11 protein-coding genes are annotated in these 11,733 nt (G+C 72.4%); 8 read left to right on the top strand and 3 right to left on the bottom strand.

Translation table 11 applies throughout. The features are described 5' to 3' along the window. Nucleotides 1-85: 85 nt before the first annotated feature. The 6 genes from IEY20_RS09335 to IEY20_RS09310 all read left to right on the top strand — a co-directional run bounded on the left by IEY20_RS09335 (nucleotide 86) and on the right by IEY20_RS09310 (nucleotide 6,938). On the top strand, nucleotides 86-655 hold the full coding sequence (locus IEY20_RS09335) for a TetR/AcrR family transcriptional regulator (protein WP_204620578.1): 570 nt from the start codon (nucleotides 86-88) through the stop codon (nucleotides 653-655). Between the two features lie 52 nt (nucleotides 656-707). Beyond that, complete coding sequence (locus IEY20_RS09330) at nucleotides 708-1,379, top strand: hypothetical protein (RefSeq protein ID WP_175327288.1); 672 nt, start codon at nucleotides 708-710, stop codon at nucleotides 1,377-1,379. Between the two features lie 531 nt (nucleotides 1,380-1,910). Then, nucleotides 1,911-3,989 carry a choice-of-anchor G family protein gene (locus IEY20_RS09325; protein ID WP_188889096.1) on the top strand — a complete coding sequence of 693 codons (2,079 nt, stop codon included), beginning with the start codon at nucleotides 1,911-1,913 and terminating at the stop codon, nucleotides 3,987-3,989. Between the two features lie 320 nt (nucleotides 3,990-4,309). Then, entirely contained in the window at nucleotides 4,310-4,480 is a 171-nt protein-coding gene (locus IEY20_RS09320) for a hypothetical protein (protein WP_175327286.1), read from the top strand. 26 nt (nucleotides 4,481-4,506) lie between these two features. Beyond that, nucleotides 4,507-5,343: an NAD(+) synthase gene (gene nadE, locus IEY20_RS09315; RefSeq protein WP_175327285.1), complete on the top strand. Its 837-nt coding sequence runs from the start codon at nucleotides 4,507-4,509 to the stop codon at nucleotides 5,341-5,343. Nucleotides 5,344-5,489: 146 nt separating this feature from the next. Further along, nucleotides 5,490-6,938 (top strand): SPFH domain-containing protein, encoded by a 1,449-nt coding sequence (locus tag IEY20_RS09310; protein WP_175327284.1) that lies wholly within the window; start codon nucleotides 5,490-5,492, stop codon nucleotides 6,936-6,938. Nucleotides 6,939-6,965: 27 nt separating this feature from the next. Here the strand turns inward: IEY20_RS09310 and IEY20_RS09305 are convergent, their stop codons facing one another. Together IEY20_RS09305 and IEY20_RS09300 are read right to left on the bottom strand one after the other, a co-directional pair. Continuing rightward, nucleotides 6,966-7,409 carry a hypothetical protein gene (locus IEY20_RS09305; RefSeq protein WP_022903484.1) on the bottom strand — a complete coding sequence of 148 codons (444 nt, stop codon included), beginning with the start codon at nucleotides 7,407-7,409 and terminating at the stop codon, nucleotides 6,966-6,968. Then, nucleotides 7,406-8,413 carry a phosphotransferase gene (locus IEY20_RS09300; protein ID WP_175327283.1) on the bottom strand — a complete coding sequence of 336 codons (1,008 nt, stop codon included), beginning with the start codon at nucleotides 8,411-8,413 and terminating at the stop codon, nucleotides 7,406-7,408. Before IEY20_RS09300 ends, IEY20_RS09305 begins: the two co-directional genes overlap by 4 nt. Nucleotides 8,414-8,532: 119 nt before the next feature. Between IEY20_RS09300 and IEY20_RS09295 the strand changes: the two genes are divergently transcribed. Continuing rightward, nucleotides 8,533-10,698 (top strand): MDR family MFS transporter, encoded by a 2,166-nt coding sequence (locus IEY20_RS09295; protein ID WP_188889094.1) that lies wholly within the window; start codon nucleotides 8,533-8,535, stop codon nucleotides 10,696-10,698. Continuing rightward, nucleotides 10,670-11,311: a TetR/AcrR family transcriptional regulator gene (locus tag IEY20_RS09290; protein ID WP_188889092.1), complete on the top strand. Its 642-nt coding sequence runs from the start codon at nucleotides 10,670-10,672 to the stop codon at nucleotides 11,309-11,311. Before IEY20_RS09295 ends, IEY20_RS09290 begins: the two co-directional genes overlap by 29 nt. Before the next feature lie 97 nt (nucleotides 11,312-11,408). On the opposite strand, the gene IEY20_RS09285 is transcribed toward IEY20_RS09290, so the two are convergent. After that, nucleotides 11,409-11,687 (bottom strand): GlsB/YeaQ/YmgE family stress response membrane protein, encoded by a 279-nt coding sequence (locus tag IEY20_RS09285; RefSeq protein ID WP_175327347.1) that lies wholly within the window; start codon nucleotides 11,685-11,687, stop codon nucleotides 11,409-11,411. Nucleotides 11,688-11,733: the final 46 nt, after the last annotated feature.

Raw genomic sequence — 11,733 nt, 5'->3', positions numbered from 1 at the left:
CTCCTGTAGTCTCGTATCCGGAACGATGTTCCGCTGACGACCGCAACCATACGGAACATTGTTCCACTTACGCAAGGGGTGTGCTGTGCCGACCGCCGAACCGCGTCGCCTCCGGGCCGACGCCCGCCAGAACGTCGACGCGATCCTGCACGCTGCCCGCACGGTGTTCGCCCGCTCCGGCGTCGACGCTCCCGTGCGCGAGGTGGCGGCGGAGGCCGGTGTCGGCGTCGGCACGCTCTACCGGCACTTCCCGCAGCGCGCGGACCTCGTCGCCGCGGTCTTCACCTCGGAGATCGACGACACGGCCGCCGAGGCCGACCGGCTGCGCGCCGAGTACCCGCCGGGGGAGGCCCTCGACCGCTGGGTCACCCGGTTCACGCGGTTCGTGGCGACGAAGCAGGGGCTCTCGGCGGCGCTGCACTCCGGCGACCCGGCGTTCGACGCCCTGCCCGGGTACTTCGTCGACCGGCTCGGGCACGTGGTGCGGGAGCTCCTCGACGCGGCGATCGCCACGGGGGAGGTCCGCAGCGACGTCGACGCGGTCGAGCTCCTGCAGGCGATCGGCGACCTCAGCCACCGAGTGCCCGCGGCCGACGGCGCGCCGAACCCGATGGTGCGTGTGCTCCTCGACGGGCTCCGGGTCCGCCGTGACTGAGGGACCGTGCAGCAACCCGGGACCGGGTTCGCGATCGCCCTAGTCTGGCCCGATGGGGAACAACGGACGGCGCCGTGGGGGCGCGATCGGTGTGGTCGTCCTGGTGGGCTACCTGGTGTTGCGCTTCGGCTTCCTGGCGTACCGGGAGCACGAGGAGGGGATGAGCACCGAGGGCATCGTGCTGAGCCTGCTCGGGTTCGCAGCACTCGCCTTCGTGATCGTCGAGTTGGTCAACCTCGGCTACCACGCACACACCCGGCGTCGTGAGCAGGCCCTGGCCGCCCGGCACCCGGGAGCGCACCTCGTCCCGGTGCTCCTGAGCAGGGACCTCGGCAAGCAGATCGCCTGGGCGGCCGGCGCGCTCGGGCTGCCGCAGACGGCGGTGCCCCGGCGCGGGTACGCCACGCTCGTCGCGGACGGCAACGGCATCGGGCTCTACTCCGGTGGGTCCACGCCGACGCTCCTGCTCGGCATCCCGCGTCCCGCGCTCGTCTCGGTGGCGAGCGGGGACGCGAAGGCCGTCGGTCGGTACGCGTTCGGCCGCGTGGACGCGATCCGGGTGCTCGCGGGCGACCCGAACGCGCCGGTGTCCTTCGACGTCCCCGCCTACCGGGTCGTGTTCGGGTTCCCGAAGCACCTGCGCGGCGAGGAGCTCCACCAGGTCGTCCGGACCGTCGCGTCCGCGGTCGGCGTCTCGGTCGCGACCCAGCCGCCGCTGCGCTGAGCGCCGGGCGCACCGCAGACCGCGCAGCCGATCACGCAGCGCCCCGCGCCCACGGGTGCACCGTCCGACGGGAGGCCCGTGGCGGCGCCGTCCCGCGCCTCCCGTCCGGTGGCCGGGTCGCCGTCTCGACGACGCGCGCCGGGGCGATGCTGCCGCCTATGCCGCACCGTTCACCCGCGCCCCCCGAACGGGGGTATCGCCAGGTGCACGGTGATGCCTTGTAGGTTGTTCAGGAACGCGGACCAACCACCCGCGCTCAGTCCTCAGCACGACGGCGTCGCCGTGCTCACCCGAGGGGGATCAGGGATGGACCGGAACGACTCCGCGACCGCGCACAGCGCGCGCTCCAGCGTGAGCGCCGGCATCCCGCTCCCCGTCCACGGGGGTGACGCCTTCCGGTAGCCCGTCCGCGCGCAGCTCGACGCGCACACGTGACTCCGGGACCGCCCAACCAGCGGTCTCGTCGGATCCCCGGACCAACCGACCGGGGATGGATCAGCGGCGGAGGGATCCGCCGGAGGAAGAGGCACAATGCCATCCACAGCAACACGCTTCGCGCTGCGCGCGGGCGCCACGGCCACCGTGGCCGCGGTCATCATCGGCGGTGCGGCGCTCCCCGCGAACGCCGCCGCCACCGACGCCACCCAGGCCGAGGGCCGACTGCTCGCGGGCAGCGGCACCGTCGACCTCGACACGATCGCGGCGCTCGCCGGGTCCTACGCGGCGACCGCTCCCGGCGGCCCGGCCGACGGCGGGTCGAACCCGCTCGACCTCACCGTCCTGAACGGCATCGGTGTGAACGCGCCGAACGGCATCCAGCTGCTCGGGTCCAACGGCCTCGTGGACGTGGGGGTCGCCGGGCAGTACTCCGCGACCTCCACGACCGACGCCGTCGCATCCGCCGGAGCGATCACCGGCGACGGGGCGATCCAGGTCGGCGCGCCGGGCACCGGTGCGAGCGTGGACCTCACGCCGCTGATCGACGGGCTCGACCTCGACGGTGTCGTCAGCGACGCCTCGGTCGACCTCGGCGCACTGTCCGCCCGGGCCGAGGCGACCCGCACCTTCGACGGCGCCGACGTCACGACCGACTACCAGGTGGCAAGCGCCGACGTGTCCGTGGTGAGCCCCGCGGTCGCCGCGCTCGTCGGTCAGCTCGACACGGCCCTGGACGCCTCGAGCACCACACTCGAAGCCGCGCTGAGCGCCGACGGCGTGACGGCCGGCCTCACGGGCGCGGTCGCCGACGACCTCGCCGACGCGCTGGGCATCGTCCCCGGGATCACGGTCGGCGACACGACGGCCACCGTCACGGCGGACGTCGACCTCGCACAGGCGGTGTCCTCGGTCACCGCGGCCCCGCTCACCTCCGGCGCGGTCACGATCGACCTCTCGACCGGGACGGTCACGATCGACCTCGCCGACCTCTACACGCTGAACGACCTCGCGCCGAACACGCGCCTCCTCGCCAGCGAGACGATCAACGCGCAGATCGAGGCGTCGATCGCGGACATCCTGACGAACCAGGTGCCCGCCCTGCTGACGACCGCGCTGACCGACGCCCTCGACGCGGCGACGGTATCCGTGGACATCAGCACCGACGCGACGGTCGTCCTCGCGACTGCCGGGCTCGACATCACCGTGGACACCACGGTCGGCGCGCTGCTCGGGACGTCGACGACCGACCCCGAGGTCGCGATCACCGGGACCGGCGCGCTCGAGGCCCTGGACACGCTCGGTCTCACGGCCGCCCTGGACGCGGTCGTGACGGACGGGGTGCTCCCGGCGATCACCACGGTGGTCGGCGGTGCGGTCCCCGAGGACTTCGTGTCCGACACGGTCGCCGCGCTCCTCACCGCGCTCGAGGACGTCGTCACCGCACTGGACCCGCTGCTCGACGCGCTGAACCAGCTCGTGGCGATCACGATCAACTCGCAGACCGCCCCGGCGTTCAGCGACCCGGACGGCGACGCGACCGGCGCCACCACGGTGCGCGCGGTGCGCATCGCGCTCCTCCCCGCCCTGGACGCGGCGACGGTGGACATCGCGACCGCGACCGTCCAGGCCGACCCGTTCGCCGGGATCGCCATCACGGACCCCGAGGACGGCAGCTCCACCACCGTCCCGACCGCCGACGGCACCACGGACGTCCCGGTGACGGGCACCGCGGAGCCCGGCTCGGACGTCGACGTCACGCTCGACGGCGACGACGCGGGCACGCAGTCGACGGTCACGGACGAGGACGGCACGTGGACCGTGACGTTCCCGGACGTCGCCGTCGGTGACCACGAGGCCGTCGCGGTGGAGACCATCGGCGGGCTCACCAGCGACCCGGACTCGGTGACCTTCGTGGTCGCCGCAGCCCCGGTCGACCCGACGGACCCGACGGACCCGACGGACCCGACGGACCCGACGGACCCGGGCACCCCGGGCGGCCCCGGTGACGGCGGCGCCGGCGGCCCCGGCACCGGCGGCGGTGCGGGTACCGGTCCCGGTGGATCGCTCGCCTACACCGGCGCGGAGCTCCTGCCGATCATGGTGATCGCCGGCCTGCTGCTCGCCGCGGGCGGCGGCACGCTCCTCGCACGCCGGCTGCGCCACACGGCCTGACCGACGTCCGACCCGCGTGGGTGCCGGTCGGGGGACCGGCACCCACGCCCTCCCGGGAGGCGGCGTGTTCGGGTCGCCGCCTCCCACGCCGGTGTGGCGGGGCGTGCATCGTCACCACGCCCGCGACGGTGCGGCGGTGACCACGTCACCGCCGCACCGGCGCACCGCCCCGGAACTCCGGTCCGCCCTGCGCCCCCGCACGCCGGCACGCCGGTCCGGCCGACGCCCCGGCACGGCGGTCCGGCCGGCACCACGACACGACCCCGGCCTCGTCGTCGGCCACCTCGTCGCACCATCGAACCGCACCCGTGAGGAGCACCGTGCACGACCACGACACCCACCCGCTCGACCGCCACGTCGGGCCGCCCCACGTCGAACGCTTCCGACTGACACGCGAGCCGTCCGAGACACTGTCGGTCGTCTGCACGTGCGCGATCGGCGCCGACCACGAGAACACCATCCACCCCGGCCGGACGACCCCTGTCCGCTGAGGGCGGTCCGGGGGGATACTGGCAGCGTGCGTGAACTCCAAGCAGAAATCGCGGCGGACCTCGACGTCCAGCCGACCATCGACCCGCAGCAGGAGATCGACCGCCGGGTCGGGTTCCTGCGCGACTACCTGCTGACCACCGGCGCGAAGGGCTACCTCCTCGCGATCAGCGGCGGACAGGACTCCACCCTCGCCGGCAAGCTCACCCAGCTCGCCGTCGAGTCCCTGCGTGCCGACGAGCACGACGCGACGTTCACCACCGTGCGGATGCCGTACCGGGTGCAGGCCGACGAGGAGGACGCGCAGCTCGCACTGCAGTTCATCGGCGCCGAGCCCGGCATCACGGTGAACATCGAGCACGGCGTCGACGGCGTCGTGCAGGACACCCTGGCGTCCGGCGTCGAGCTGAGCGACTTCGTGAAGGGCAACGTCAAGGCCCGGATGCGGATGGTCGCGCAGTACGCGGTCGCCGGGCAGCGCGGGCTCCTCGTCGTCGGGACCGACCACGCCGCCGAGGCCGTGACCGGCTTCTTCACGAAGTACGGCGACGGCGGCGTCGACCTCACCCCGCTCACCGGGCTCACGAAGAGCCAGGGCCGGCAGGTCCTCGAGCACCTCGGCGCGCCGGCGCGCCTCTACGAGAAGGCCCCGACCGCGGACCTCCTCGACGACCTCCCCGGCCAGACCGACGAGGCCAACCTCGGGCTGACCTACGCCGAGATCGACGCCTACCTGCAGGGGCACGACGTGCCGGACGAGGTCGCGGAGGCGATCGAGTCCCGGTACCGCGCGACCGCGCACAAGCGCGCGGTACCGGCGACCCCCTTCGACGACTGGTGGCGCGCCACGGTCGACGCGCGCTAGACGCGCCCACGTGACGGACGGGAGGCGCGGTGCCAGCTGGCACCGTGCCTCCCGTCCGTCGGTGCCGACCAGTAGGCTGAGCGGACAGAACAACACATGCGGAACCTCGGTCCGGCACCCGCCGAGCGGATCCGCGAGGGGGAGCCATGGAAGTCCTGTTCGCACTCGGAGCGGTCCCGCTGGTCATCGTGGGCGTCGTCGTCGTCGCGGTCGTCGCGCTCGTCTACGCCAAGCTCGTCTACCGCAACGCCGGCGCCGACGAAGCGCTCATCATCACCGGCAAACGGTCGCGCAAGGTGAAGAACGCCGACGGCACCGAGACCGTCGAGTCCGGCATCAAGGTCGTCCTCGGCGCCGGCGTGCTCGTCCGACCGTTCTTCGAGCGCGTCGCGAAGCTGTCCCTCAGCTCGCGGGCCATCGACATCAACGTGAACGCGCAGGACTCCCGCGGCGTCACCATCGACGTCGAAGCGGTGGCGCTCGTCAAGGTCGGCGAAGCCGACGCGTCCATCCGGGCCGCGGCGCAGCGATTCCTCGGCCAGGAGAAGAAGATCGACGACTTCGCACGGGAGGTCTTGTCGGGTTCGCTCCGCGCCTCGATCGGTGCCACCGACGTGTCGACCATCATCCGCAACCGCGACCAGCTGACGGTCGCCGTGCTCGACGTCGCGAAGGACTCGCTGCACAGCCAGGGGCTCGACGTCGACTCGTTCGAGATCAAGGGCATCTCGGACCGCAACGAGTACATCAGCGACCTCGGCCGCGCCGAGCGCGCGCGGGTGCGGCTCGAGGCCGAGAACGCGGAGGCGCAGGCCGACCGTGAGGCCCGTGAAGCCCGCGCCCGCGCCGACCAGGCGATCGCCGAGGCCGAGAACGCGCTCGCGATCCGACGGGCAGCGCTCCAGCTCGACTCCGACCGCGCCGCGGCCGAGGCCGCCGCCGCCGGTCCGCTCGCCCACGCCCGTGCCGCGCAGGGCGTCGTGGAGCAGGAGCAGCTGACCGCGCAGAAGCGTGCGGAGCTCCGCCGCGCCGAACTCGAGTCGGAGGTCACCGCCGTGGCCGAGGCTGCTGCGCGCAAGACCCGCCTCGAGGCCGAAGCTGCCGCCGGTGCCCAGGTCGAGACCGCACGTGCGCAGGCGGAGGCCCGACGCATCTCCGCCGAGGCCGTCGCGGCGGAAGCGAAGGCCGAAGCGGACGCCCGCAAGCTCGCCGCCGACGCCTCCCGAGCCGAGGGCGAAGCAGCGGCCGACGCGATCCGCGCCAAGGGTCAGGCGGAGGCCGACGCGACGAAGGCCCAGGCCGACGCGCTGGCGCAGCACTCCGAGGCCGTCCTCCGGGTCAAGGCCATCGAGACGCTGCCGAGCATCGCCCGCGAGCTCGCCGCTCCGATGAGCAACATCGACAAGCTGACCGTGGTCTCCTCCGACGGTGCCGGGTCGCTGTCGAAGAGCGTGGTGAGCCAGTTCAGCGAGGTCGACGCGCTGCTCGGCACGACCGCTGGCTTCACGCTGAGCGACATCGTGAAGAGCCCCACGACGGGTCAGGCCGCAGCTCGGGCCGTGGCACGCGAACAGGAGACCGCGGCCGCCGAGTGAGCCGCGCGCCGACGGGCGCGGTGGGGTTCAGGCCTCGCCGCGCCCCTCGTCGTCCGAGCGGTCGCGCTGCTGGTGACCGGCGTCCTCGCGCTGCTGGTGGTCGGCGTCCTCGCGGTGGCGCTCCCGGTGGTCGGCGTCTTCGCGCTCCTGCGACAGGCGCTGCTGTTGGACCACGCTCCGGGCCGCCCCCGCGAGCACGTCGTCCACGCTCCGGTCCGACCGGGCCGCGAGGGCCCCGCCGAGACCGGCCGTGAGCGTGCCCCCGGCGGAGGCGAGGCGTTCCACGACCTCCTCCTGCCGGTCCGTCAGCGGTTCGTCGACCATGCTGTCGACGGTCTCGCGGATGTTTTGCTCGCTCGCGTCGAGGGAAGCGTCGTCGCCGGCGTGCAGCGCTGCTGCCTCACCGACGACGACGAGCCCGAGGCGTGCGGCGTCGTCTTCGGGACGGGTGGCCTGGTGCTCGTCGGTCATGGCGTGGACGGTACGCCCCGGGGTGCGCCGACCCTGGGTGCGTCGTCCCCCTCGGCGCCCGCACCGTCGTGCTGCGCCCAGCGTCGCAGGACCCACTCGGCGGCGGCGACGCCCTCCCGGCGCTGGAACCCACGGATCGTCGGCATGTTCGGTGGAGCCGGACGCGCCGCCTTCTCGAGGAAGAGCCCCGCCAGCGCGGCGAGCACGGCGTCGACCGCCGCGGCGTCGACGCCCTCGAACACCGGGTGGGTGAGCAGGTGGTGGTCGACGTCGTCGTCCTCGCCCCGGACGAGGACGTCGAGGAGGTAGGTGAGCGGGTCCAGCCAGTGCGCACCGACGCCCGCCCACGGCCAGTCGACGATCCACACCCGCCGCTCGCGGTCGACCAGCAGGTTGTCCGCGCGGCAGTCGGCGTGCACGAGGTGGTCACCGTCGACGAGGGCGACGGCCCCGCGGGCGGCGTCCGCGAGCCGCTCCGCGGCGGCTGCGACGGCGGACGGGACGACGCTCGGCAGGCCGGTGGTGAGCATCCGGTCCCACGCGCCGAACTCGTCGCCGAGTTCGTCCGTCATCCGGGGGAGGGACGCGAGTACGCCCGTCGCACGTGGCAGGGTGGCGAGCGCGTCGAGCACCGTCGTGGTGTCGCGCCCGTCCCGGTCGGCTCCGGGGTGGTGGCCGTCGACGTCGTCGAGGACGAGCGCCACCCATTCGTCGCCGTCGTGCACCTCGTCGAACACGGCGACGAGCCCGGGGGACCGCACACCCGGCGGGATCGCGCCCACCACGCGCGCCTCTCGACGGTGCAGGTCGATGCCGTCGCCGTTCCGCGACCGAGCGAGGGCCTTCACGAACGCGCGACGCCGGTCGGTGGTGACGACACGGTCGGCGCTGCCGGGAGACCACCCGGACGCCTGGCTCTCGGTCTGCACGACCGGAGCGCCGAGTGCGTCCTCGATCCGCGCGCGCAGGCTGCTCGGGATCTCGTGCCAGGTCATCCGCCCCATGCCGTCACGCTAGCTGAGAAGCCGTACACAGACGGTGCATGATGGCAAACATGCATTGGTAGCAAAGGTGCTGAGGGTGTAAAGTTGCGTGGTCTGCAAGTTTGAGAGTTGGGAACCGCATGTCCACTGCCACCGCACCGGTCGAGGTGCAGCGCGGGCGGCAGGTCGCGTCGGCGTCTGCGCCGGCGAAGCCGATCATGTCGCACCGGCAGATCCTCCTCGTCATCTACGGCCTGATGGCGGGCATGTTCCTGTCGTCGCTCGACCAGACGATCGTCGGCACGGCGATCCGCACCATCGGTGACGACCTGCACGGGCTCGACCAGCAGGCCTGGGTGACCACCGCGTACCTCATCGCGTCGACCATCTCGACGCCGATCTACGGCAAGCTCTCCGACGTGTTCGGTCGGCGGCCGCTCTACATCTTCGGCATCGCGGTGTTCATCCTCGGGTCACTGCTGTCCACCCTGTCGACGTCGATGATCATGCTCGCCGCCTTCCGTGCGTTCCAGGGCATCGGTGCCGGGGCGCTCATGTCCCTCCCGCTCGCGATCATGGGCGACATCCTCGCCCCCCGCGAGCGTGCGAAGTACCAGGGGTACTTCCTCGCCGTGTTCGGCATCTCGTCCGTGATCGGCCCGCTCATCGGCGGCCTGTTCTCGGGCGCGGACCAGATCCTGTGGATCACCGGCTGGCGCTGGGTCTTCCTCGTGAACGTGCCGATCGGCGTCGGCGCGCTGATCATGGTGATCGCGTTCCTGCACCTGCCGAAGTTCGGCGACGCCACGGCGAAGCCGCGCATCGACTGGTGGGGCGCCACGTCGGTGATCGTCACCCTCGTGCCGCTGCTCCTCGTTGCCGAGCAGGGCCGCACCTGGGGCTGGGGCTCGGTCGGCGCCATCGCCTGCTACGTGCTCGGCGGCGTCGGACTCGTCGCGTTCCTGGCGATCGAGTCGCTCATGAAGGACGACGCGATCATCCCGCTGAAGCTGTTCCGCTCCGGCGTCTTCTCGATGGCCACCGGCCTGGGCTTCCTCGTCGGCTTCGCGATGTTCGGCGCCATGCTGACCATTCCGCTCTACCTGCAGATCGTCACCGGGCTGACCCCCACCGAGTCCGGCTTCGCCACGCTCCCGATGATCGGCGGTCTGATGATCGCGTCGATCGCCTCGGGGCAGATCGTCGCCCGCACCGGCAAGTACCGGATCTTCCCGGTGATCGGCACCGCGCTGGTCTCCCTCGGGTACGTCGTCCTGACGTTCATGACGATCGACAAGCCGCTCTGGTTCCTCATGATCGGCATGTTCCTCATCGGGCTCGGCCTCGGTCAGCTCATGCAGAGCATCACCCTGGCGTCGCAGAACTCGGTGCAGCCCCGGGACATGGGTGTGGCGACGTCGTCGGCCACGTTCTTCCGCCAGATCGGCGGCACACTCGGCACCGCGGTGCTGCTCTCCGTGCTGTTCTCGATCATGCCGACGAACATCCTGCACGCCACCGCGGACAAGGCGAACCTGTCGTCCGCGCTCGACGCCGCCCTGAACCCGACCGTCGCGTCGGCGAAGGCGAACCAGGGCGTCATGGACCAGATCTGGAACCCGATCATCGAGCCGGTCCAGAAGTCCGTGCAACAGCAGCTGGACACGGCGTCCGCCGACGCGAAGGGCGCCGCCGACGCCGCGGTCACGAAGCAGGTGACCGCGGCCGTCCAGCAGCAGGTCGCCGCGGGCGCGGTGCCCGCCGCCGCAGCGCAGCAGGTCGTCGACCAGCAGGTCGCCGCGGCCACCCCCGCCGCCGAGCAGCAGGCCCTCGCCGCCGTCGCGGACGAGGCGCACGCCACCGTCCAGGACGGCACCGTCTCCGTCGACTGGTCGAACGCCTCCCAGCGCTCGTACTGGGTCGACCAGCTCACCCCGAAGCTCTCCAGCACGATCGAGGACCGGGCGGACGCGAACAGCTCGAGCAGCAGCTCCGAGACGAGCGACACCTCGTACCTCAACGGCGCGGACGCAGCCCTCACGCGGCCGTTCATGACCGGGTTCAACACGTCGGCCGTGACCGTCTACTGGGTGGGCTTCGCGGTGATCCTCCTCGCCTTCGTCCTCAGCTGGTTCTTCAAGGCGCCGCCGCTCCGGAAGAGCTCGGCGCTCCAGGAGCAGGCCGACACGGCGGGCACCGCGGACGACCTCGAGCTCCAGGCGGTCGCTGCCGCGGACACCATGGGCTCGCCGACCGCTCCGACCACCGGGTCGATCCGTGTCCAGCACGGCCGTTCGGGCGACTGAGCCGACCGGAGCCGCTCGCACTCCCGCGGGCGGCCCCGGCCCCGTCGTCGCCGGACCCGAGTGCGGGCTCCGCGAGCGGAAGAAGCAGCAGACGCGCGCCGCGATCCACGGCGCCGCGCTCGACCTCGTCACCGCGCACGGGCTGGCCGGCGTCACCGTCGAGGAGATCTGCGGGGCGGCGGGCGTCTTGTCCCGCACGTTCTTCAACTACTTCCCGTCGAAGGGTCACGCGGCGCTGGGCCTGCCCGCCACGACCGTCCCGGCCGAGGCCCGTGCGGCCTTCACCGCCGCTCGGGGTCCCCTCGTCGCGGACCTGTGCGAGCTCGTCGTCAGCACCGTGACCCTGCCGGAGGACCGCCGGCGCATGAAGGCCCTCGTGGAGGCCCGGCCGGAGATGGTCCCGACGATGCTCCAGTGGATGGCGGACGCCCGGGTCGAGATCGTGGCGGCGGCGACGGAGCGCGCGGACGACGGGCGCGCGCGGACCGCGGTCACGCTCGTGATGGCGGCGATGATCGAGGTCGCGCACAGGTTCGCGGTGACGTCGCAGGAGGACCTCGCCGAGCGGCTGCGCACCGTGGTGTCCGAGATGGGCAGGCTGGCCGCGGGGTGACCCGTGGGCCAGGCGGTCACCAGCCCGACGCGGACGGGAGGCACGGTGCGCGTCCGACGCGCACCGTGCCTCCCGTGTGTGTTGCTCGCTGGTGCCCCTAGCGGGTGCGGGCGCCCCGACCGGCGAACCGCGTGTAGATGAAGAGCACGATGATGGCGCCGATGATCGACCCGATGATGCCGGCCGGCTGGAAGAAGCCACCCGAGGCGTCGTGGTTGAAGATCAGGTAGCCGAGGAAGCCCCCGACGAACGACCCGACGATGCCGAGGATGATCGTCATGAGGATGCCGATGTTCTGCTTGCCGGGGGTGACCAGACGCGCGACCGCGCCGGCGATGAGTCCGATGACGATCAGGCTGATGATGAGACCGAGCACGATGTGCCTCCTTGTGTGGGGTTCGTCCCGCTCGGTGGGGTACCGA

Source organism: Curtobacterium luteum, from assembly GCF_014646995.1.
Classification (GTDB): domain Bacteria; phylum Actinomycetota; class Actinomycetes; order Actinomycetales; family Microbacteriaceae; genus Curtobacterium; species Curtobacterium luteum.
Note: the sequence above shows the minus strand (reverse complement) of the source record. Positions and strands in the feature narration are given on the sequence as shown.

Excerpts from the sequence above, each read along its gene's own strand:
- IEY20_RS09330 (WP_175327288.1), top strand. The coding sequence starts at position 708 with ATGGGGAACAACGGACGGCGCCGTGGGGGCGCGATCGGTGTGGTCGTC.
- IEY20_RS09325 (WP_188889096.1), top strand. The coding sequence starts at position 1,911 with ATGCCATCCACAGCAACACGCTTCGCGCTGCGCGCGGGCGCCACGGCC.
- IEY20_RS09310 (WP_175327284.1), top strand. The coding sequence starts at position 5,490 with ATGGAAGTCCTGTTCGCACTCGGAGCGGTCCCGCTGGTCATCGTGGGC.
- IEY20_RS09305 (WP_022903484.1), bottom strand. The coding sequence starts at position 7,409 with ATGACCGACGAGCACCAGGCCACCCGTCCCGAAGACGACGCCGCACGC.
- IEY20_RS09300 (WP_175327283.1), bottom strand. The coding sequence starts at position 8,413 with ATGGGGCGGATGACCTGGCACGAGATCCCGAGCAGCCTGCGCGCGCGG.
- IEY20_RS09295 (WP_188889094.1), top strand. The coding sequence starts at position 8,533 with ATGTCCACTGCCACCGCACCGGTCGAGGTGCAGCGCGGGCGGCAGGTC.